The 21889-nt window shown below is 63.0% G+C and carries 25 protein-coding genes; 13 read left to right on the plus strand and 12 right to left on the minus strand.

The genetic code is table 11. The features are described from left to right. The first annotated feature begins 239 nt into the window (after positions 1 to 239). On the plus strand, positions 240 to 1079 hold the full coding sequence (locus tag VR74_RS08215) for a hypothetical protein (protein WP_045695825.1): 840 nt from the start codon (positions 240 to 242) through the stop codon (positions 1077 to 1079). A 9-nt stretch (positions 1080 to 1088) separates the two neighbouring features. Here VR74_RS08215 and VR74_RS08220 read toward each other — a convergent pair whose 3' ends face one another. The 12 genes from VR74_RS08220 to VR74_RS08280 all read right to left on the minus strand — a co-directional run bounded on the left by VR74_RS08220 (position 1089) and on the right by VR74_RS08280 (position 11738). Further along, positions 1089 to 1439: a DUF3088 domain-containing protein gene (locus VR74_RS08220; protein WP_045695827.1), complete on the minus strand. Its 351-nt coding sequence runs from the start codon at positions 1437 to 1439 to the stop codon at positions 1089 to 1091. Continuing rightward, positions 1432 to 1920, minus strand: coding sequence for a GNAT family N-acetyltransferase (locus VR74_RS08225; RefSeq protein WP_045695828.1), 489 nt, complete (start codon positions 1918 to 1920; stop codon positions 1432 to 1434). Before VR74_RS08225 ends, VR74_RS08220 begins: the two co-directional genes overlap by 8 nt. Beyond that, positions 1913 to 2635, minus strand: coding sequence for an SDR family NAD(P)-dependent oxidoreductase (locus VR74_RS08230; protein WP_045695830.1), 723 nt, complete (start codon positions 2633 to 2635; stop codon positions 1913 to 1915). Before VR74_RS08230 ends, VR74_RS08225 begins: the two co-directional genes overlap by 8 nt. Positions 2636 to 2726: 91 nt before the next feature. Next, complete coding sequence (gene purF, locus VR74_RS08235) at positions 2727 to 4178, minus strand: amidophosphoribosyltransferase (RefSeq protein ID WP_045695831.1); 1452 nt, start codon at positions 4176 to 4178, stop codon at positions 2727 to 2729. Between the two features lie 42 nt (positions 4179 to 4220). Further along, the gene (locus VR74_RS08240; RefSeq protein ID WP_045695832.1) at positions 4221 to 4790 is read right to left on the minus strand and encodes a CvpA family protein; all 570 of its coding nucleotides are present in this window, start codon (positions 4788 to 4790) and stop codon (positions 4221 to 4223) included. Then, positions 4783 to 6165, minus strand: coding sequence for a DNA repair protein RadA (gene radA / locus VR74_RS08245; protein ID WP_045695834.1), 1383 nt, complete (start codon positions 6163 to 6165; stop codon positions 4783 to 4785). The genes VR74_RS08240 and radA overlap by 8 nt, the downstream gene beginning before the upstream one ends. Positions 6166 to 6191: 26 nt before the next feature. Continuing rightward, positions 6192 to 6554, minus strand: coding sequence for a DMT family protein (locus VR74_RS08250; protein WP_045695835.1), 363 nt, complete (start codon positions 6552 to 6554; stop codon positions 6192 to 6194). Between the two features lie 63 nt (positions 6555 to 6617). Beyond that, positions 6618 to 7181 (minus strand): hypothetical protein, encoded by a 564-nt coding sequence (locus VR74_RS08255; protein WP_045695837.1) that lies wholly within the window; start codon positions 7179 to 7181, stop codon positions 6618 to 6620. A gap of 466 nt (positions 7182 to 7647) precedes the next feature. Further along, positions 7648 to 8412 (minus strand): ATP-binding cassette domain-containing protein, encoded by a 765-nt coding sequence (locus VR74_RS08265; RefSeq protein ID WP_045695841.1) that lies wholly within the window; start codon positions 8410 to 8412, stop codon positions 7648 to 7650. Next, on the minus strand, positions 8409 to 9221 hold the full coding sequence (locus tag VR74_RS08270) for an ABC transporter permease (protein WP_045695842.1): 813 nt from the start codon (positions 9219 to 9221) through the stop codon (positions 8409 to 8411). The genes VR74_RS08265 and VR74_RS08270 overlap by 4 nt, the downstream gene beginning before the upstream one ends. Further along, complete coding sequence (alr, locus tag VR74_RS08275) at positions 9199 to 10254, minus strand: alanine racemase (protein WP_045695844.1); 1056 nt, start codon at positions 10252 to 10254, stop codon at positions 9199 to 9201. The genes VR74_RS08270 and alr overlap by 23 nt, the downstream gene beginning before the upstream one ends. 32 nt (positions 10255 to 10286) lie before the next feature. Next, positions 10287 to 11738 (minus strand): MFS transporter, encoded by a 1452-nt coding sequence (locus tag VR74_RS08280; RefSeq protein WP_045695845.1) that lies wholly within the window; start codon positions 11736 to 11738, stop codon positions 10287 to 10289. A gap of 246 nt (positions 11739 to 11984) precedes the next feature. On the opposite strand from VR74_RS08280, the gene VR74_RS08285 reads away from it, so the two are divergent. From VR74_RS08285 to VR74_RS08340, 12 genes are all read left to right on the plus strand, one after another. After that, positions 11985 to 12440 (plus strand): DoxX family protein, encoded by a 456-nt coding sequence (locus VR74_RS08285; RefSeq protein WP_299949896.1) that lies wholly within the window; start codon positions 11985 to 11987, stop codon positions 12438 to 12440. An 81-nt stretch (positions 12441 to 12521) separates the two neighbouring features. Further along, complete coding sequence (locus VR74_RS08290; RefSeq protein ID WP_045695846.1) at positions 12522 to 13724, plus strand: DUF2336 domain-containing protein; 1203 nt, start codon at positions 12522 to 12524, stop codon at positions 13722 to 13724. 95 nt (positions 13725 to 13819) lie between these two features. After that, entirely contained in the window at positions 13820 to 14308 is a 489-nt protein-coding gene (locus tag VR74_RS08295) for a Na+/H+ antiporter subunit E (protein WP_299949898.1), read from the plus strand. Then, positions 14305 to 14604 carry a monovalent cation/H+ antiporter complex subunit F gene (locus VR74_RS08300; protein ID WP_045695848.1) on the plus strand — a complete coding sequence of 100 codons (300 nt, stop codon included), beginning with the start codon at positions 14305 to 14307 and terminating at the stop codon, positions 14602 to 14604. Before VR74_RS08295 ends, VR74_RS08300 begins: the two co-directional genes overlap by 4 nt. Beyond that, positions 14597 to 14971 (plus strand): monovalent cation/H(+) antiporter subunit G, encoded by a 375-nt coding sequence (gene mnhG, locus VR74_RS08305; protein ID WP_045695849.1) that lies wholly within the window; start codon positions 14597 to 14599, stop codon positions 14969 to 14971. The genes VR74_RS08300 and mnhG overlap by 8 nt, the downstream gene beginning before the upstream one ends. After that, the gene (locus VR74_RS08310) at positions 14968 to 15612 is read left to right on the plus strand and encodes a DUF4040 domain-containing protein (protein WP_045695851.1); all 645 of its coding nucleotides are present in this window, start codon (positions 14968 to 14970) and stop codon (positions 15610 to 15612) included. The genes mnhG and VR74_RS08310 overlap by 4 nt, the downstream gene beginning before the upstream one ends. Beyond that, the gene (locus VR74_RS08315) at positions 15609 to 16061 is read left to right on the plus strand and encodes a Na(+)/H(+) antiporter subunit B (protein ID WP_045695853.1); all 453 of its coding nucleotides are present in this window, start codon (positions 15609 to 15611) and stop codon (positions 16059 to 16061) included. The genes VR74_RS08310 and VR74_RS08315 overlap by 4 nt, the downstream gene beginning before the upstream one ends. Positions 16062 to 16064: 3 nt before the next feature. Continuing rightward, on the plus strand, positions 16065 to 16580 hold the full coding sequence (locus tag VR74_RS08320; RefSeq protein ID WP_045695854.1) for a cation:proton antiporter subunit C: 516 nt from the start codon (positions 16065 to 16067) through the stop codon (positions 16578 to 16580). Then, complete coding sequence (locus VR74_RS08325) at positions 16577 to 18112, plus strand: monovalent cation/H+ antiporter subunit D family protein (protein ID WP_045695855.1); 1536 nt, start codon at positions 16577 to 16579, stop codon at positions 18110 to 18112. The genes VR74_RS08320 and VR74_RS08325 overlap by 4 nt, the downstream gene beginning before the upstream one ends. Then, a complete protein-coding gene (locus VR74_RS08330; RefSeq protein WP_045695857.1) occupies positions 18109 to 19617 on the plus strand; it encodes a proton-conducting transporter membrane subunit in 1509 nt (502 codons plus the stop codon). Before VR74_RS08325 ends, VR74_RS08330 begins: the two co-directional genes overlap by 4 nt. Further along, positions 19614 to 20051: a hypothetical protein gene (locus VR74_RS08335; RefSeq protein WP_299949900.1), complete on the plus strand. Its 438-nt coding sequence runs from the start codon at positions 19614 to 19616 to the stop codon at positions 20049 to 20051. Before VR74_RS08330 ends, VR74_RS08335 begins: the two co-directional genes overlap by 4 nt. Continuing rightward, a complete protein-coding gene (locus VR74_RS08340; protein ID WP_045695858.1) occupies positions 20051 to 21814 on the plus strand; it encodes a Na(+)/H(+) antiporter subunit D in 1764 nt (587 codons plus the stop codon). The genes VR74_RS08335 and VR74_RS08340 overlap by 1 nt, the downstream gene beginning before the upstream one ends. The last annotated feature ends 75 nt before the right edge of the window (positions 21815 to 21889 follow it).

The raw sequence follows: 21889 nt of genomic DNA on the forward strand, positions 1-21889 counted from the left end.
GGGCGCCGGTGCGGGAGGTGAGGTCGGCCTGCTCATTATGCTTCACGGCGCGGGCGGCAGGCCCGGCTGTGGCCGCCCCGTCGGTCCAGCGCAGGGTGGCAGCGAGCTGCTGCGCCGTGGCGAGCTGGCCTGCGTCAAGAACGCCCGAAAGGGTCAAAAACATGCGGCACCTGCTTGCGAATGAGTTTCATTACTGTAAGGCATGTAGCTTGGAAACCACGAGAGTGTAAGGGTCGCAAATGCCACACATCTACCATAGCTGGACACGGCTCGGCCTTGGCGCGCTGATGGGATCGACTGCGCTTGCAGGCTGTGGCCAGCCCGCACCATCCCCATCGCCGGAGCTGGCTGCGGTCGAAGCGCCAGCTGCCGCGCCGGAGGCCCTTGCGGCCGATCCGGCCCCTGTCGGCTCGGTTGGCGGAGAGGGTGAAGGCGGCGTGGCCATCGAGCTGGCCGCGACGGACCCGGTTGTGTTCAACATCGCCCTTGCGGTCACCGAGGCGCATATCATTGCCGCACGCGATGCCTACACGGCCGGTGAGGCCGATGCGGCGGCCGAAATGTTTGCCCACCCGGTCAGCGAAGTCCTGTTCGACATGGAGCCTATACTGGAGGCGCGCGGCGTGACGCTGTTCGATGGGCTGCTGACGGATGCCTCCGCCGCCGTGATGGCAGGCGAGACGCCGGAGCAGGTGTCTGCGCGCACGGATGAGATCATCGCCGCTCTGCGCGCCGCTTCACTAAAGGCGCCGGACAATGGCACGGCGCAGGCCGAGGTGAAGGCGCATGTGATCGCCGACATGATCGAGCGGGCGGCGGCCATGTATCGCATCGCAGCGGCGAGCGGTGTGTACGAGCCCTATCTCGATGGCTATGGGTTCTACAAGGTCGCCGAGATGCAGTTGGCGGCGTCGAAGGAAGAGATCGCGGCAAGCCATCCCGAGGCTGGCGAGGCCATGACCAGTGCCATCGCCGCGCTTGCCCTGGCCTATCCGGATGCGGCGCCGCAGGACGCCCTGACGGCTGACATGTCCAAGCTGACGGTTCTGGCCTCGGATGTGACCCTGTCGGTCAATTAGGCCGGCTGGTCATGGATGGGGAAGGGGTATGCCATGGCGGGCCGAAAGGGCCTGTAGGATGGCATCCTTGTCATCGATGAAGCGGACCGAGCCATGCCGCTTTACATCCCCGCTGTATTCACCTTCGCCTGACAGTATCAGCACCGGGCATGACGAATGGTCTGCACCGAGCAGGCTAGCCAGTTCGGCGCGTGGCCGCGGCCAGGCGATACGGTGCACGTCAATGCGTCCTGCCAGCGCCGGAAAGGACGCGAGCACACCTTCCATGAGGGCGCAATGCCAGCAATAGAACGTGTCTCCGGGATAGGCAGGGTCGGCAAATCCGGGCCGAAGCAGGAAGAGCTGGTCTTTTTCAGTCATCGAGGTTCAGCCTCATTTCAACGATGTCCGGGGCGAACCCGGCCTTTTCATAGGCCCGGATCGCCGGGGCGTTGCCGCTGTAGACCGTGAGGCGGATTTCCGGGAGATTGTTGGCCCTTGCCCAGCCTGACAAATGTTCAAGCAGGCGCTTGTTGAGCCCCTGGCCACGAAAGTCAGGCCTGACATACATGAAGCCGAGATAGGCGTGATGGGTGTCGCGGACATAGGCCCTGGACAGCTTCTTCCGGGCGAACCCGGAGGCGACAATCTGGCCGTCCGCTTCGATGACGGCGACTTCGGCATCATCGGACGCGATCAGTTCCGCAATGTCGTAATAGCTGATCGGATCAGGCTTCAGCGTGTGATCGTAGGGGCGCTCTGCGGTGATGATGCCCTGCTCGAATGCCAGCAGGACCGGAAGATCGTCCTGCCGTGCCGACCGGACAAGAAGCGGCCTGGAGGTGGCCCCCGGTTCAGCCATTTGCCGTTTGCAGGTCGCGGTAGCGGATGCGGGCACCGGTGCGGGTTTCGTCCGGCGACACGAGTTTCACAAGTTCAGCGGCGACTGCCTCTGCTGTGGGCAGGGTCATCGGGTCTTCGCCGGGCTTGGCAGCGGCGCGCATGTCGGTCCGAGTGCCGCCCGGATCGAAGATGTTGACCCGCAGAGCCATCTTCTCTGTCTCGTCGGCCCAGCCGGTCACCATGGCTTCGAGGCCTGCTTTCGAGGCCTGGTAGGGCCCCCAGAAGGCCTGCGGACTGGCTGCGACGCTGGATGTAACGAACACGGCGCGCGGCGCAGCCGACTGGTGCAACCACGGCGACAGGGCGCGGATCAGGCGCCAGTTGGCGGTGAGATTGACCTCGATGGTTTCCTCGAAACTGCGGGGTCCACAGGTTTCCAGCGGGCCCAGCGTGCCGAGCACGCCAGCATTCGCGACGAAGCCGTCAAGGCGGCCGAATTTCTCGCCGATCACCTTGCCGAGCGTCTCGATGCCCTTGGCATCCTTCAGGTCCATCGGCACGAGCACGGCCTCATTGCCCATGGCGCGGATTTCGTCGTCGAGCTTTTCGAGGGCCGCCTTCGAACGGGCGACGGCGATGACGAGATCGCCCTGGCGGGCGAGGTGGAGCGCGGCGGCACGGCCAATCCCGCGCGAAGCGCCGGTCACGAGGACAAGTCTGGGCGTCTTTGTCAAAACAGGCGGGCTCCCCTTGAGGAGGGCTCATCCTGAGCGAAGTCGAAGGATGGGCGCTCTTGTGAATACGGCCTCGCCCTTAGCGCAGGCCCTACGTGTCGTCCAGCAGGGAGAGCTGGCGTTCCTTGTCCGACTCGTCGTGCTGGTGGTCAACCAGACTGGTCGGATAGTCGCCGGTAAAGCAATGGTCGGCGAATTGCGGCTGCATGGCGTTGCGCACGGGTTCGCCTATCGCGGCGTACAGGCCCGGCACGGACAGGAAGCCGAGACTGTCGACCTTGAGTTCGCGCACCATTTCTTCATGCGTGTGGATGGCGGCGAAGAGTTCCGACTTGGCGGCCATATCGATGCCGTAGAAGTCCGGGTTGATGATGGGCGGGCTGGCCGAGCGCAGGTGGATTTCCTTCGCGCCGGCTTCGCGCACCATCTGGACGATCTTCTTCGACGTGTTGCCGCGAACGATGGAATCATCGACGAGGATGACGCGCTTGCCTTCGAGCACCGGGCGGTTCGGGCTGTGCTTCTTCGAGATGGCAGCCTGACGCCCGACATTGGTCGGCTGGATGAATGTGCGCCCGACATAATGGTTGCGGATGATGCCCATTCCGAACGGGATGCCTGAGGCTTCCGAATAGCCGAGCGCCGCGGGAACGCCGCTGTCCGGCACGGGCACCACGACGTCAGCGTCGGCAGGGGTTTCCATGGCGAGCCGGTGACCCATGCGGCGGCGGACTTCGTAGATGGAGCGGCCCTGGACGATGCTGTCGGGGCGGGCAAAATAGACGTATTCGAAGACGCACGGGCTGGAGGCGCGCGGCGGGAAGGCGCGGATCGATTCAATGCCGTCATCGGTGATGACGACCAGTTCGCCATTCTCGACTTCGCGGACGAACTCGGCACCGATAATGTCGAGCGCGCAGGTTTCCGATGCCAGGACATAGGCCGTGCCCAGCTTGCCGATGACCAGCGGGCGAAGGCCGATCGGATCACGCGCGCCGATCAGCTTCTTGCCGGTCAGGCCGACAAGCGCATATCCGCCTTCGATCTGCTGCAGCGCATCGACAAGGCGGTCGAGGAAGCGCGGCTTGGAGCTGCGGGCGACGAGATGGAGGATGACTTCGGTATCCATCGTCGACTGGAAGATCGCACCATCGCGCACCAGCTGGTGACGCAGTTCGCGGGAATTTGTCAGGTTGCCATTATGGGCCACGGCAAAGCCGCCAAAGGACAGGTCGGCAAAGATTGGCTGGATGTTGCGCAGCATCGGCCGGCCCTGGGTCGAATAGCGGTTGTGGCCGATGGCAGCATAGCCGGGCAGACGGGTGCGCAGGTCGCCGCCGAAATGGTCGCCGACAAGGCCCATGTGACGCTCTGACGGGAAGCGCTTGCCGTCGAATGTGGTGATGCCGCAGGCTTCCTGTCCGCGATGCTGCAGGGCATGGAGCCCGAGCGCGGTGTAAAGACTGGCCTCGTTGTTTCCGTAGATTCCGAAGACGCCGCATTCTTCACGGGGTTTGTCATCGTCATGATCGAAATGGATCATATGAGACCGGAGCCTCCCTCGTGCATGACAGGTTCGTGACGTCTATTGGCCTGTTTCGGCCTCGGAGGGAAGGGCAGTTTGCACATCCTGGCCGACTTTCGTGGCATTCTCGTTCACATAATCGGCAACACTGCTGAGAAGTTCGTAGCAGGCTGCGTTCTGGATGAAAGCGGGAATCCGGCTCTCATCGAGCGCGAGGTGGAGAAGGACGACAAAGAATACAAGGGCGATGATGCCGCGGGCGATGCCAAAGGCCAGCCCGGCGACATGGTCGAACATGCCGATGCCATCGGCGCCCTGGATATTCTTGGACAGGCGCTGGCCAAACCAGGCGACCAGGACATAGACGCCGATAAAGGCCGTAACGATCAGCACAAGATCCGGTACGGGGACCGTGAATATGCCGACATCGAGCTGGGACATGTTTTCCGGCAACATGGCGGCAAGATCGTCGCGCAGGAACTTGCGGGCGTAAAACGCAGCCGTCAGTGCACCAATGAAGGCGCCCATGGTGGCGATTTCGCGCAGAAAGCCGCGTGCGAAGGCCATGATAGCGGAAATGACGATAACAGCCACGGCGATGGCGTCGAAAGCTGTAACAAAATCAAGCATTCAGGGCGTCCGGGGCAAGCAACTCAACGAGCTCGATAAGCCTCTTAATCGGGGTGATCGTCAAGCCATCGACTGAAGTTGGACTACCCTCGGGCACGAAGGCCCGCATGAAGCCGAGGCGGGCTGCTTCCTTCAGCCGCTGTTCGATCCGGGCGACCGGGCGGACGGCGCCCGACAATGAGACTTCGCCGAAAAAGACCGAGCGTTCAGGCGCGGCGGTGTCAGACAGCGAGGTCAGCAGTGCGGCCGCGGCGGCAAGGTCGCCAGCCGGTTCGCTGATGCGGTATCCGCCGGCAACCGACAGATAGACGTCCATGCCGGCAAAGCCGATGCCGCAGCGCGCCTCCAGCACGGCGAGCAGCATGGCGAGACGGCCTGTATCCCAGCCGACCACGCTGCGCCGGGGGGTGCCATAGGCGCTTTTCGCGACCAGGGCCTGCACTTCGGCCAGCACGGGGCGCGAGCCTTCCATGGCGGCAAACACGGCGGCGCCGCCGGCCGTCTCGCCATCTGTTGACAGGAACAGGGCGGAAGGTTCCTTGGCGGGGGCGAGGCCGTACTGGTGCATCTCGAAAATGCCGATCTCGTCAGTCGGGCCAAAGCGGTTCTTGGTGGCGCGCAGGATACGGAACTGGTGGCCTCGCTCGCCTTCGAAATAGAAGACGGTATCGACCATGTGTTCGACCACGCGCGGGCCGGCAATGTTGCCGTCCTTGGTGACGTGGCCGACCAGGATGAGCGCCGCCCCGGATTTCTTGGCCCAGCGCGTGAGTTCCTGTGCGCAGGCGCGAACCTGCGAGACCGAACCGGGGGCCGCTTCCAGGCTGTCCGACCAGAGCGTCTGGATCGAATCGATGACCACGAAATCAGGCTCGGCGGCCTTCAGCGCCGACAGGATCTTGCGCAGGTCAGTCTCCGTGGCGAGCTGGACCGGGCTGTCGGCGACCTTCAGGCGGACGGCCCGTTCCTGGATCTGGGCAGCGGCTTCCTCGCCGGAGACATAGACCGATTTCAGGCCGTTGCGGGCGAGGCGGGCCGCGACCTGCAGCAGGAGTGTCGATTTGCCGATGCCGGGATCGCCGCCAATCAGCGTGGCGGAGGAGGGCACCAGCCCGCCGCCAAAGGCGCGGTCAAGTTCCTCAACGCCCATGATGATGCGTTTGGGCGGGTCGGTCCGGTCATTGAGGGCGACGAATTCGGTCTTGCCGGACCGCTTGGTGCCCGCCTTGGCCGGGGCAAGGCCGCCAGGAACGGCCGCGACGGCCTCCTCGACCAGCGTGTTCCACTCGCCGCAGCCATTGCACTTGCCGGTCCATTTGGAATGGACCTCGCCACAGGACTGGCAGACAAAGGCAGATGTGGGAGCTTTGGCCATGGCGCAGACCTAGCGGGGTTTGGCGTTCAGCGAAACGGCCCGGCGAACACAAAATAGGCGCCAGCTGCTATCAGGCCGAAGCCGACGGCGTGGTTCAGCGTGAAGCTTTCACGCAGATACAGCACCGAGAAGACGGCAAACACGACCAGCGTGATCACTTCCTGCATGGTTTTCAGCTCCGCCGTGGACCAGACCGTATGCCCGATCCGGTTGGCCGGCACCGCAAAGCAGTATTCGAAGAAGGCGATGCCCCAGCTGGCGAGCACGACCAGCCAGAGGGCCTTGTCGGTGAACTTGAGGTGGCCGTACCAGGCAAAGGTCATGAAGACATTGGACACGAGCAGGAGGCCTATGGGCGCGAGCGCGGGCCAGGACAGAAGCGAAGGCATGAAGGAATCTCCGGACAGGACGCCAGAGCCATATCCTGATCCGGCGCGGCAAGAAAAGCCGCTCTATTCCGGCATCTGTACCGCGTCAGGCGCCTTGCAGACGAAGGCTGGCAGGCCGGCGGGCGGTTTGCCATCGGTTAGTCGCACGGCGCGGGCCGGGCCGCGCGCATTGCCCGCCGTGAAGGCGAAGCTGCCGTCGAGCACGTCGACATTGCGCTGGTAGAACGGGATATAGCCGGAGAACAGCCGCTTGGAGAGGGTCGGGTGGAACTCGAACCGCCCGGTCGAGGCGCGGCGGGCGCCTTCGAACCGGCCGGTCAGGCTGACCGTGTTGATTTCCTTGGTGCCGACAAGGCGCACGGGAAACCGGCCAACGGGCGGGATCGGCTTGAACGCCTCTTCCACTTTCTCGCCATCGCCGACCACCGGGGCCGACAATGGATCGTCCGACAGGAAGACGCGCCAGGCGAGATGCAGGCCTTCATAGGCTTTCAGGTCAGCCTCGAGCGTGCACGTGTCGATGTGCCATTCGCCATCGAGACGGAATTTCTCGTATTGCAGCCAGCCGGTAAAGCCGATCGACAGCGCGGTGAACGCCACGGATATATACTTGATGAATTCCATCATGGCGCGTCTCCCCCGAGTGCCGTGTTCGGAGAAGGTTAGCTCAGCGGCGGACGCTGCGCCACCATCCGTTCATTCGAGTATTTTAAAGGGATGCCCCTCCAAGAATACCCGGCGTTTGCACTCGAAGAAACGCGCGCCTCCATATAATGCATTGAAATTATTAATATAAATTTGAATCTGCGGAGTGCGTTGAGATAGCGGCACCGGAGGCCCACCCCTCGTGAACGATAATCAAACAGAATCACTCGACGAGGTGCCCAATGACAAGCCGATACAAAGAAACAATCTTTCTCTTCTTCATTCACAGGGAGTTTGAGACTGACAGCGATGAAGTTGCCGAGCATGTGTTTCCGAAGAACCTTTTGAAGGGGAGGCCTGTTCGGAGGTCACGGATTGGCGTTGCCCCGCTGAGGCGAGTGATTGCAGCGATCATCACGTGGATGCTTGGCAACCCCCCAAGCGGCCCCTAAAGCGCCGGCTGGATCGGGCCTTCGGCGCGGCCGTGGACGAACTGGTCGACATGGTCGTGGCCGGAATGATCGACCTCGCTGGCCGGCCCGCGCCAGATGATCCTGCCCTCGAACAGCATGGCCACTTCATCGGCAATCTTGCGGGCCGAGCTCATGTCATGCGTGATCGTCACGGTCGCCGCGCCGAGGCCGCGCACCTGTTCGACGATCAGGTCATTGATGGCATCTGCCGTGATCGGGTCGAGACCCGTTGTCGGTTCGTCGAAGAAGATCAGGTCCGGTTCGGAAATGATCGAGCGGGCGAGCGAGACGCGTTTCTGCATGCCGCCGGAGATTTCAGCCGGGTAGAGGCCCGCAACATCGGCCCCGAGGCGCACCTTCTTGAGCGTGGCAATCGCGCGCTCTTTTGCGTCGCTACGCTTCACGCCGTCGGCATTGATCAGGCGGAAGGCCACGTTTTCCCAGACGGTGAGACTGTCAAACAGCGCGCCGGACTGGAACAGCATGCCGATGCGGGCCCGCATGGATTCCCGCGTCTTGCCGGTGGAATTGGTGACGTCATGGCCATCGAACAGAACCTTGCCGCCCGTCGGCGTCATCAGGCCGAGGGCGACCTTCAGCATGACCGACTTGCCCGATCCCGAGCCGCCGATCACGACAAGGCTCTGGCCCGGTGCCACGTCGAGATCGACGCTGCGCAGGACATGGTTATTGCCGAACGATTTTTCGATGCCTTCCAGTTTCAGGATGGGCTGGGTCACAGGCCGATCTCCACGAACAGGTTGGACAGGACGAAATTGGATGCCAGCACGAGCACGGCTGCGCCGACCATGGACAGGGTGGCGGCCCGGCCGACGCCCGTCGCGCCTGCCTTGGACCGGTCGCCCTGGTAACAGCCCATGATCGCGATGACGCCGCCGAAGACCACGGCCTTGACAAGGCCGACGATGATGTCGTTGCGGGTGACGAAATCGAGCGTGTTGCGCAGGTAGACGGTGGAATCGAAGCCGAGGCTGTAGACGCTGACCAGCCAGCCGCCCATCACGCCGATAATATCCGATGCGGCCACGAGCACGGGCAGGGTGATGAGCGCCGCGAGGAAGCGGGGGGCGTAGAGGTAGCGGTAGGGGGAGGCCGAGAGGGTTTCCAGCGCGTCGATCTGTTCGGTGACGCGCATGGCGCCGATCTCTGCCGAGATGCCCGCCGAAACGCGACCCGCGAGCATCAGGCCCGTAATCACCGCGCCAAGTTCGCGCGTGATCCCCAGCACGACGATATTGGGCACGAATTGTTCGGCGCCATAGCGGCTGCCCCCGGTATAGATGTTGAGGGCAAGGGCCGCGCCGATGAACACGGCCGACAGGCCGACAACCGGGAAGGAGTAGAAGCCGATCCTGATCATCTGGCGCCAGATCTCGCCCAGGAACCAGCGCGGCGTGAACGCGGCGAATTTGACCCGCGCGGCGAACAGGCACAGGCGGCCGATCTCGGCAAAGAAGCCGAGAAGGCTCGCGCCGATCCAGCGCAGGGGATTGGGGAAGCCGGTTTTATGCGTAGACACGTTCGACACGATTGCTGAGTCCCGTCAGGAGTTCATAGCCAAGCGTGCCCGCGCGGGCGGCCTGGTCTTCGAGTTTGGCATGCTCGCCGATGAATTCAACGCGCGCGCCTGTTTTTGCCTTGTCCTGTGCCTTAGAAACATCAATCGTCGTCAGGTCCATCGAAATGCGGCCCATGACCGGACATTCAATGCCGTCGAGATAGGCGATGAGGTTGTTTCCGCCGGATCGGGGCAGGCCGTCGGCATAGCCGATGCCGACCGTCGCGAGCAGCGTATCCTGTTCCAGCGTCCGGGTGGCGCCATAGCCGACGGTTTCGCCAGCCTTGCCCTCGAACACGCTGAGAATGGCGGCATCCAGCGTCAGGGCCGGCCTGATCCGCAGACCTTTCGGCGGCCGCGAGCCGCCATAGAGCGCAATGCCCGGGCGGGTGAGATCGTAGCCGAACGCCTTGCCGAGATAGCATCCGGCCGAATTCGACAGGCTGGCCGGCGTATCGGCAAAGGCCGAGGTGATATCGTCAAATGCCTTGAGCTGGGCGGTGTTCATCTTGCTGCCTGTCTCGTCGGCGCAGGCGAGATGGCTCATTATCAGGACAGGTTGCAGCCTTTGCAGGGCCGTCAGCGTGGTGTCCAGGGCCGCGGTTTTCAGGCCCAGCCGGTTCATGCCGGTATCGAAGTGCAGGGCGGACGTGCCCTTGGGCGCATTGGCCCAGGCTTTCAAATGGTCGGGTGAGGAGAGGACGGCGGTGATGCCCGCGACGAGATAGGCCGACATTTCCGTCCGCGCCGGGCCGTTCAGCACGAATATGCGTGGGCCGAGCCCCAGGGCCTTGCGCACGGCAAGTGCCTCTTCGAGGTAGGCGACAAAAAAGGTGGAGCAGCCTGCCCGCGACAGGGCGCGGCAGACCGGAGCCACGCCGAGACCGTAGGCGTCGGCCTTGACCACGGCCGCCGTGGTGGCGCCCGGGTGCAGCGCGTCAAGCGCCTGCCAGTTCGAGACGATATTCGTCAAATGGATCGTGGCGCGGGGAAGCTGTTTCATGGGCAGCGATTTAGGACGCTTCGCCCGCGGTGTCACTTCCTCGCGGCATGCTCTTTCCAGGCCTGGCCCTTCATGTTCCAGACCGGCGTGAAGAAGACCATCCACAGGATGATGAGGGTCATGCCGCCGGCCGGCACGATGGCGATCTTCTGCGGGCCGAAAATGTCGACCAGCGCGCCCATCAGGGCGGCGCCGAACGGGGCACCCGCCATGAAGCCCAGCTGGTAGATCGACAGGACGCGGGCGAGCTTCTTCTTCGGTGCCGCATCCTGCACGATCGAGCGGCTCATCGCGATCGAGATTCCGGCGGCAAGTCCCCAGATGAAGACGATGGCGAGGAAGGCCCAGTGCGGGATCGACCACATCATGGCGAGGATGCTGCTGGAGCCGAGGAACTGGGCGATCAGCAACAGGCGCCCCTGCCGCTTGATCCGCCGGAAGATCGACAGCACGACTGACGAGACGAAGGCGCCGAGCCAGAAGGTGACAAACATGTCCCGGATACCGTCGGAGCCGAAGCCGTACACGTCGCGGTTCACGATGGGCAGGACAACAAGGAAGGCGCCGATCACGAAAATGCCGACACCGAACATCAGGGCGGTCATGGCCCACAGCCGCCCGTCTGCGCGGACAGCCCGGAAGCCCTCGGCAATGTCGCCGAAGGCCGCTCCGAAGCCGCTGCGGCCGGTGCGGACCTGGCGTCCCTTCGCGAGGTTGAGCGCGAACACCGCGCCAAAGGCGAGCACGACACCCTGCGCCAGCAGCAGTTTATCGGCGGCGATCGGGCCAATGCCGAACCCGCCCATCCATTGCGGCATGCGGGTCATCTTGTCGGCATAGCCAGCCAGGATCAGGCCGGCGATCTGGGCCAGGAACTGGGCCATGGTGGCCAGCGTCACGCCAAGCTGAAGCGTGACACTGGAGCCGACGCGCATGCGGCGTTCAACGATTTCGTTCACGATGGAATCGCGGGCCGGCATCATGAAGGCGCCGACCGTGCCGATGGTCAGGCCATAGGCGATCATGACGGGATAGGAAAGCTCGCCCCGGGAGACGGATACGGCGAGGATGAAGGCAGGAACCGCCGCCAGCAGGTGGAGGACGATCAACAGGCGCCGCCCGTCTGCCCGCTCGGCCACAACGCCGCCGATCAGCAGGAAGATCACGGAGGGCGCGGAGAGGGCCATATTGGCCAGGCCCAGCTCAAGGCCGCCCAGATGGAGGTGGTCCCTGCCAGTGATCAGGTAGGGAAACAGCACCATCTGCAGACCGAAGGCCATGAACCAGCTGCACTGGACCATAAGATAGGCCGGCAGCTCGATCCCCACGCCGCGGCGCAGGCGCCGGGCCCGCCAGTGGGTCGCGGTCGACAGGAGGGACGCGCCGGCGCCGAGCGCCTCGCTGACCCCGCTGACGGGCGAGGTGACGTCTCCGACAGCATCCTCGACAATGTCGTCGACGATTTCTTCGATCTTGTCGCTCATGCCTGCTCCCGTCGGCGATAGCGACAGTATGTAGAGCGCCCGATCATGGAATGTAAAATCCGATAATCAGCTTTCCTCCAGAATTCAGTCATTGGGCCGGAAGAATAGGGGTGGTTTTCTGAACATTGCAGTGCGGGCAGGGCGCCTGCGCTGGCGTACCAACGAACTGTCAGTTGCCTTTGAGTCGCCCAGTTTGTACCCTCTGTTTCAGGCTGTGTTCCAGTTACAAGCCACGGGTGGTGTTTCATGAGACTGTTCAGGCAACTCGTCAGTTGGGCCCTTGCGCTCTTTTTGGTTGCCATGTTTGTCCAGGCGACGATCCACCCGTTGCCAAACCCGCCAGCCGGATCGGTGAAATTCTTTGATCCGCCCGGCACCAGTATCGTGTTCCAGACCATTGCTGAACGCTCCGGGCAGACCCTTTTCGAGCCTGCGGGCCGGGTGCTGACGGGCATGCTTGAGCTGGTCGCGGCGTTTTTGCTGCTCTTGCCCTACACGCGGCGGATCGGCGCGGTCATTGCAGCCTTTGTGCTGGGCGGGGCGGTGGCTTTCCACCTGTCGCCACTGCTAGGCCGCGAGATTCCCGTGTCCCTCGATGCAGGTTCAACCCAGACAGATGGCGGGATGCTGTTCATGCTGGCCATCGTGATGCTCGTCGCCAGCCTGCTGGTGCTGGTTGTGCATCCGCGCGCCCGCGACTGAGACGGTTGATTCCGGACCGCGTCTGTACGGCTCGTTAACGGTTTCCGTTCAATCTATGGCCATTGCGACGCAGGCATAGAGATGGACGAGTTCGAAGAGTCAGCCAATACGCCGCCAATCGGCCGCGCACGGGACGCCCTGTTCCGGCGCCTGCTCGACCTTGTGGCGATGCCGGCCACCCGACTGGCCCATCAGGACCGGAACATGGTGGGCGATATCCTGCTGGACATGCTGTTCCACGCGACGACACGCGAACGGATGCTGTGTGCGAGCCGGCTGGCGCAAAGCCGCGAAGCGCCGCGCCGCCTGTTGCGCTATCTCGCCCAGAGTTCATTCGAGATTGCCCAGCCCCTGCTGGAACAGAACGAAGCGTTTGATGCCTGCGACCTCAGCGAAATCGTCGAGGCAACGTCGACCGAACACAGGCTGGCCATCGCCCGCCGCAAGGTTGTGGCGCCAAGCGTCTGTGTTGCGCTTGCAGAGCATGGGGAAGCCCATGTGGTGCGTGAAATGGTGACGAACGCGGGCGCCGTGCTGCCGGAGACGGCTGTCGACAAGCTGGTCATGCGGTCGCGGGATGAATCCCAGCTATGCGAGCTGCTGGTCGAGCGCCTTGAACTGCGTCCGTCGCAGGCAATGGCCATGTTCTGGTGGTCTGACGGCATAACCCGCCGCAAGATCCTCCAGCGCCATTCCGCCGACCGCCTGGAAGTCATCGAAACCTGCAAGGACGTGTTCGAGATCATGGCTGAGGAAAAGTGGGCCGACCCCGTCGCCCGCAAGGCCCTGCAGCTGATCGAACGGCGCCAGCGCAACCGCGAAGCGCTCGAACGCAGCGAATACGACAGCCTTGAGAGCGCCATCAATGCGGCCGCGCTGGAAGGCATGACGTCAGAACTGGCCCAGGAAATCGGCTATCTCTGCGGCATCCGGCCTGTCACCATCGCCAAGATCCTGTCCGACCCCGGCGGGGAAGGCGTTGCGGTGCTTTGCAAGGCGACCGGCGTGAAGCGGGACTTCCTGCCGGTGTTCTGGGCAGCCCTTCGGCGCCCGCTCGAAATTGAGGAAGGCCAGATCCATCCGCAGTTCGCGATGGTGGCCGAGACCTATGAAATCCTGACGGTCGCAAAGGCGCAGACAACCCTGCGCTACTGGAACTGGTCGCTGTCGGCGGCTTTTTCGTCGCAGGCACTGCGTGACGCCCAGGAAGGCGGCGAGCCGGCGAACGAAGAAGCGGCATTCTCGACCTCCCAACGCACAGCCAGACTGGTTTTTGGCAGCTAGCGGCCGAAAAACGCCGAAAGAGCCTTTCCAAGCCCGCTTACTGCCTTTAGGTCAGGCGTTCGTGATTTGGGTTGTATTGGGAGAGAAGGCGCATTGTGGCGTACTTTCTAGGGCTTTTGATTACGTTGGTTGCGTTCTGGCTGGGAATGTCCGGTCATTTCACACCCTTGTTGCTGGGCCTTGGCGGCGTGTCGCTGGCCCTCACATTGATTCTTGCCCACCGCCTTGACCTGATTGACCGTGAAGGCGTGCCATACGTGCGGATCGTCGGCTTCGCGCTGTATTTTCCATGGCTGGCAAAGGAAATCGTGAAGGCAAACTGGACCGTGATCCGGGCCTGCCTGCGCGCTGAACTCGACATTGCGCCGACGCTGGTCAAGCTCAAGACGGTCTGCCGGTCAGATCTCGCCAAGGTGACGTTTGCAAATTCCATCACGCTGACGCCGGGCACAGTGACGGTCGAGATCGAGGGCGACAAGCTGCTGGTGCACGGCCTGTACGAACAGGACTGCCAGCCGGAAGCCTTCATCGAGATGGACCGGCGCTCTGCCAGGGCGATTGACGGCAAGGGAGCGGCCGCATGACCGCCGCTGCCCTGATCGCCATCCTGCTCGGCATGATCCTTCTGCTGATCCGCACCCTGCTGGGTCCGACGCTGTATGACCGCGTGCTTGCGGTGAACTCTTTCGGCACGAAAACCGTGCTTGCCCTCGGCCTGCTGGGCTTTGTCATGGGGCGTCCGGAATTTCTCGACATCGCCATCCTTTACGCCATGATCAACTTCGTCTCGACCATCGCGATCCTCAAATTCTTCCGCTACCGTTCGTTCCAGGTTCCGCTGGTCCGACGGGGCGGACAGGGAGGCAAGCGCAATGGCTGATATCCTGGCGAACCTCCATCAATTCTTCGAACTGGTGCGCTATCCGGCCGGGTCTGCACTCTGCCTGGCCGGTGCCATCCTGTGCGTGATCGGCACGATTGGCGTGATGCGGTTCCCCGATTTCTATACCCGTATGCACGCGGCCAGCATTACCGACACGTCGGGCGGGACCGTCATTCTGGTCGGCATGGCGCTGATGGCGCCTGACTGGGCTGTTGTCGTGAAGCTGGGCGTGATTTTCTGGCTGCTGTTCCTCACCAGCCCGGCAGCGTCCCATGCGGTTGCCAATGCAGCGCACACGGCCGGGCTCCAGCCGCTGATCGGGCGCATCAATTCGAAACGCGATGATGAGGAGGACGCAGCATGACCGGCGTACTCGACGGCAATATCGGGATTGCGCTCGTAAACATCCTCTTGCTCGCGGTCCTGTTCGTGGTCGCCATAGCGATTGCGCGCCTGCGCAACCTGTTCGCCATTGTGATGCTGTCGGGCATCTATTCGCTGGTTTCGGCAACCTGGTATGTCGTTGTTGACGCCGTGGATGTTGCCTTCACGGAAGCGGCCGTTGGCGCCGGCATGTCGACCATCGTGCTGCTCGGCGCGATGCTGCTGACGTCGCGCACGGCCAAGCCGGACAAGAAATTCGCGCGCCTTGGCCCGCTTCTGGTTGTTGTCGCGACCGGGGTGATGCTGATCTATGCCACCGTCGACCTGCCGGCGCTGGGCGATCCGAATTCGCCGGTCAATGCGGGCGTCGGGATGCAATACATGCAGATCAACTGGGCTGACACGGGCATCCCCAATGTCGTGACCTCGGTCCTCGGCAGCTACCGTGGCTTCGATACGCTGGGCGAGACCGCAGTTGTGTTCCTCGCGGGCCTTTCCGTGGCATTGCTGCTGGGATTCGGCGAACGGTCGCTGGCGGAATCCATCCGGCGTGGCGACAAGCTTCCCGGCCGGGGCAAGGGTGCGGCCGCTCAAGCCAAGCCAGAGGAGGACGCGTCATGAACGATGATCACCATGTCATTCTGCGCGTTATCTCCAAGATGCTGATTCCTGTCATCGTGATGTTTGCCTTCTACACGCAGTTCCACGGTGATTTCGGCCCCGGCGGCGGCTTCCAGGCGGGTATCATCTTCGCCGTTGGCGTCATTCTCTACGCGCTGGTTTTCGGCGTGCCCTCTGCCATGCGCGCTGTGCCGCCTGTCTTTACGCGGGCGCTCGCAGCGATTGGCGTGCTGCTCTATTCAGGTGTCGGTTACTGGGCACTGTTGCAGGGCGGCAATTTCCTTGAGTATCAGGCGCTCTTCCACGAGCCGCCCGGCGAACACAAGGGCCAGCATATCGGCATCCTTCTGATCGAACTCGGCGTCCTGTTCGCCGTGTCGGGCGCCATGCTCACGATCTTCTATGCCTTTGCCGGCCGCGTCGCCGAAATCCGCGACAAAGACTGGTAGACAATGCTGGAATTCATTCTCGAACGGGCAAACTATTGGGCGATCATCGGGCTGATGATGATCGGGCTCTATATCACATTTGCCAGCGGCAACCTGATCAAGCGGCTGGTCGGTCTCTCAACGTTCCAGACCTCGGTATTCCTGTTCTACGTGACGCTCGGCAAGGTGGCTGGCGGAACGGCGCCGATCCTGTTCGGTGCCGACGCGCCAGCCCATGGCGGGGGTCACGGCGCCGAAGAGGCGCATCATGCCGTGACGGTTCCGGGCGGGCAGGCCCTCGGCAATGCCAGTGCGCCGGTCGAGCTGGTGAACACCTATTCCAATGTGCTTCCGCATGTCCTGATGCTGACGGCCATCGTTGTCGGCGTCGCCACACTCTCGGTCGGCCTGGCCCTCATCGTGCGCATTCGTGAGGCCTATGGCTCGATCGAGAGCGACGAAGTCCGCGAGATCGACCTTGAGACCGCCCTCGCGCAGGAAGCCGAAATTGACCAGTGGCTCCACGAGGCAGGCGCATGATCGATCTTCTGTTGCGTTCTGCGCCGGACTGGGCGCTTGCCCATGCTGCGCCCCTGCTGGTCATGGTGCCGCTGGTGCTGGCCCCTGTGCTGACGCTTGTGCCGAACGGCCGGATCGCCTGGTTCATCAGCATTGCCGGCACCGCCGCCTCGCTGATCTTCTCCCTCATCCTGCTGGCCATCGTGCAGACGCCCGAAACATCCGGTGTGGTCAGCTATGCGATCGGTAACTGGCTGCCGCCTTTGGGGATCGAGTTCCGTGTCGATGCGCTGAACGCCATGATCCTGGTGCTGGTGTCGGCGATGGGTGTCCTGGCATCGGTCATGTCCTACCCGACGGTCGTGGCAGAGATCCCGAAGGAAAAGACGTCGCTTTTCTACTCGGCCTTCCTGGCCTGTTTTGCGGGCCTGTGCGGCGTGGCGATCACGGGTGACGCGTTCAACCTGTTCGTGTTCCTCGAGATCAGTTCGCTGTCGACCTATGTGCTCGTGGCGCTCGGGGCATCGCGTGACCGCCGCGCGCTGCACGCGGCCTTCAACTACCTGGTCATGGGCACGATCGGCGCGACCTTCTTCATCATCGGTGTCGGCTTCCTGTATGCGGCGACCGGCACCCTGAACATGGCCGATATTGCGTCCAAGCTGCCGGCCCTTGCAGGCAGCCGGACCGTCCAGGCGGGCTTTGCCTTTATCGTTGTCGGTCTCGGCCTGAAGGCGGCCATGTGGCCGCTGCACCAGTGGCTGCCGAATGCCTATTCCTACGGTCCGAGCTTTGTCACGATGTTCCTGTCGGCGACGGCGACCAAGGTGGCGCTCTATGCCCTGATCCGTTTCCTGTTCTCGGTTTTCAATCCGCAATTCGTGTTCGAGAGCGCGGCGTTCACAGCGCTGCTGATGCCGCTCGGCATCGCGGCCATGATTGCCTGCAGTTTCCAGGCTGTCTTCCAGACCGATGTGCGCCGCATGCTGGCCTATTCGTCGGTCGCGCAGGTGGGCTACATGATCCTCGGCATTTCGATCGGCACGGCTGCCGGCCTCAGCGCGGGCCTGTTCCACCTCCTCAACCATGCGATGATCAAGGGCGCGCTGTTCATGGCCGTCGCGGGCGTCGTGCTGACCTACAAGGGCACCAACATTCGTGACTTTGCCGGTCTTGGCCGTTCCGCCCCGTGGACGATGACGGCCTTCGCCATTGCCGGCCTGTCGCTGATCGGCGTGCCACTGACAGCAGGCTTCCAGTCGAAGCTTCAGCTTGGCTATGCCTTGTTTGAGAACGGCTGGTGGTGGGCCGTGATCCTGGTCGTGTTCTCCAGCTTCCTGGCCGTTATCTATGTCGGCCGGATCCTCGAGGCCGTATTCTTCCAGCCGCCGGTGAACCCGCGCAAGGCCCGCAAGGAAGCGCCTATCGTCCTGCTCGTTCCGCTCTGGATCCTGGCCCTCGCAAACATCTATTTCGGTATCACGACGGAGATTCCGCTTGGCCTGGCGCGTGATGCGGCCGCAGCGGCATTCGGACTGGAGATGTTCCGATGAGCCCTGACATGCTGATCCTTGCCGCCCTCTGCATTCCGCTGCTGATCGCCGCCGGCATTGCCGCAGCAGGGCGTTTCCCGAATATCCGCGAAGGCATCACGATCGTGGGGTCGGTCATCCTGCTGGCAGTCGTGATCGCGCTGGCCGTGTCCGTGTCGAATGGCGATGTGCCGGTGCTGGATCTCGGCGCGGCTGCACCCGGCCTGTCCTTCACCTTCAAGCTGGAACCGCTTGGCGCCCTCTTCGCGCTTGTCGCCAGCGGCCTGTGGATCGTCAATTCGTTCTATTCGATCGGCTACATGCGCGGCAATCGCGAGCGCAACCAGACACGGTTCTACATCTGCTTTGCCATTGCGATCTTCGGCGCGATGGGCGTCGCCATGGCTGGCAACCTGTTCACGCTGTTCGTGTTCTATGAAGTGCTGACCCTGTCGACCTATCCGCTGGTGGCGCACAAGGGCGATGCGGCCGCCAAGCGCGGCGCGCGCATCTACCTGCTGACGCTGCTGGGCACCTCCATCGGCCTGTTCCTGACGGCCCTCATGTGGACCTGGACTCTGGCAGACCAGAACCTCGACTTCGTGCAGGGCGGCCTGCTTGCGGGCGTCGAGATCAGCCCCGCCGTATCGACCAGCCTGCTGCTGCTGTTTGTGTTCGGTATCGGCAAGGCGGCGCTGATGCCGGTGCACTTCTGGCTGCCGAACGCCATGGTTGCGCCGACGCCTGTCTCTGCGCTGCTGCACGCGGTGGCTGTCGTGAAGGCTGGCGTGTTCACGGTGATGAAAGTGTCGGTCTTCATCTTCGGCGAGGACCTGCTGAATGCGACGCCGGGCCGCGAATTCGTCCTGTGGGTCGCGTGTTTCACCATTATCGTGGCGTCGCTTGTCGCCATGACCAAGGATAATCTGAAAGCGCGGCTTGCCTATTCAACCGTTGCGCAGCTGGCCTATGTGACCGCCGGTGCCATGCTGGCCAATGAAGCCGGCTTCCTCGGTGGCAGTCTCCAGATCGCCGCCCACGCGGTCGGCAAGATGACCCTGTTCATGTGCGCCGGTGCGATCTATGTGGCGACGGGCGCGACCAATATTTCCGACATGCGCGGCCTCGGCCGCCGCATGCCGCTCGTCTTCATCGCCTTCTTCATCGCCGCCCTGTCGATTATCGGCATTCCGCCGATGGCTGGCGCCTGGGCAAAGTACGAGCTGTTGCAGGGCGCGATTGATCGCGGCAATGGCTATGTGCCATGGGTGCTGATCGGCTCGTCGCTGCTGAACATTGCCTACCTCCTGCCAATCCCCATTCTGGCGCTGATGCCGCCGCCCGGCTCGGGCGAACCGCGCGCATTCAAACGCCCTGGCGGCGCACCGGCCCTGACCGTGGCGGCGCCGGTCTTCACTGCTGCGCTCTGCATCGTCCTGTTCTTCCTGATCGGGCCGCTCGCCGATTTCCTGGCGCCCACCGTTAGCGGCGGCGCTGCTGCGATTGTGACTGGAGGCCAGCCATGAGCAATGACACCCCCGAAACGCGCGACAAGACGGGTCGCTTCCTGAAGCGGGCGGCCGAAAAGGCGCACGATCTCCACACCGTGTCGAATGAGGGTGTGCACCCGATGGCCAAAATCCTGTTCGGATGGACGGAAGCCAGGCATATTGGCGCGATCATCTTTTGGGGCATCGGCCTGCTCAGCGCGCTGCTCATCGTGATCGACCTCTTCGTCAACCGGCACGATTATTTCTCCTTCGCCAACGCAACCGGGTTCTACGGGCTTTACGGCTTTGCCGCGTTCGCCTTCGTGGTGCTGATGGGCTGGCCGCTCGGCAACCTGCTGCGCCGCGGCGAGAACTATTATGGCGATGCCGGCGGACCGCCTGCAGATGTCGACCCCGACATGCCCCAGGCCCCGGACGCTGCGCACATGACCTATGAGGGAGACGAGTAATGCCCGCCTTCCTCACCGCCCTGAGCCCCGGCTGGCTGCTGATTTTCGCTGGGATCGTTGCGATCTTCCTGCCCATGCGGCGCGTCCGTCAGGGCATCACCATCGCTGCGCCGCTGATCGGAATCTTGCTGCTTGTTCTGGCCGACCAGAATGTGAACCATCTGACCGCCAGCGTCCTGGGGCTCGATCTCGTCCTCTACCGCGTTGACGGACTCAGCTTTGTCTTCGGCCTCGCCTTCCTTCTCGCGGCCCTGCTGAACGCCATCTATGCCTGGCATACCGATGACCGGGTGCAGGACGGCATGGCGCTCGCCTATGCCGGCGCGGCGATTGCCGCCACCTTCTCCGGCGACCTGATGACCCTGTTCATCTTCTGGGAAATCACCGCAGTCACGTCTGTCTTCATGGTGCTGGCGGCTGGCACGCGCGCCTCGTATTTCGCTTCGATGCGCTATCTCGGGATACAGGTCCTGTCAGGCGTTCTGCTGCTGGCAGGCGCGGCCTATGTCTACAACAATACCGGCAGCCTCAGCATGAAGGCCTTTGTCAGCCTCAGCGAGCCGGGCGCCATGCTGATCTTCATCGCCCTCGGCATCAAGGCGGCTTTCCCGTTCATGCACAACTGGCTGCAGGACGCCTATCCCAAGGCCAGCGTCGTGGGCGCTGTGGTCCTGTCGGCCTTCACGACAAAGCTCGCCGTCTATGCTTTCATCCGCATGTTCCCAGGGCAGGACGCGCTGATCTGGATCGGCGCCGTTATGACCGTGTTCCCGGTCTTCTTTGCGGTGATCGAGAACGATCTGCGCAAGGTGCTCGCCTATTCGCTGAACAACCAGGTCGGCTTCATGATCTGCGCCATCGGGCTCGGCACAGCCGGTGTCGGCAATGCTCTGGCGCTCAATGGCGCAACCGCCCACGCCTTTGTCCACATCATCTACAAGGGCCTCCTGTTCATGAGCATGGGCGCCGTGCTCTACCGCACCGGCACCACCAAGGCCTCCGAACTGGGCGGCCTTTACCGCTCGATGCCCTGGACGGCCCTCTTCTGCATCATCGGCGCGATGTCGATTTCGGCCTTCCCGCTCTTCTCGGGCTTCGTGGCAAAATCGCTCACCATGAGCGCCGTGTCGCATGAGGGACTGACCATCGTCTGGCTGATGCTGCTGTTCGCCTCTGCCGGCGTGCTGGAACATTCCGGCATCAAGATCCCGTATTTTGCCTTCTTCGGCCATGACAGCGGCCGCCGCGTGAAGGAAGCGCCCTTCAACATGCTCCTTGCCATGGGCATGGGCGCCTTCATCTGTATCGCCGTCGGCATTCCGGCCATCATTCCCGGGCTCGGCTATGAATGGCTCTACAACCTGCTGCCGTTCCGCGAAGAGGCGATGAACTACCAGCCCTTCACGTTCGACCATATCCTGACCCAGATGCAGTTGCTGGTCCTGGCGATTTTCGCCTTCGTCATGCTCAAGCGCTTTGGACTCTATCCGCCGGAGAAACCCGGCACGATCCTCGATACCGACTGGCTCTACCGCAAGATCGGCTTCGGCATGGCAGGATGGCTCGGCACGGTCTGGGGCAAGCTGGGCCCGGCCATGACAGCGTTCTTCTTCGGCATCACGGGCCGGGCTTACGAGCGCATCGAGGATGCGTTCAGTCCGCGGGGCGAACTGGCGCGCGGCGCCTTGACGGGCGCGATGGCCATCTGGACCGCCGCACTGCTGGGGCTGGTGCTGTTGCTGGGCTTCATTGCTGTCGGTTGAAGCTGCGGTTGCGGGGCGTTTGCCAGTAAGCAGGCCGCTCGATCAACTTCTGAGTGTAATTGCTGCCATTTAGCT

Origin of the sequence: Hyphomonas sp. BRH_c22, from assembly GCF_000961795.1 — a bacterium.
Lineage (GTDB): Bacteria > Pseudomonadota > Alphaproteobacteria > Caulobacterales > Hyphomonadaceae > Hyphomonas.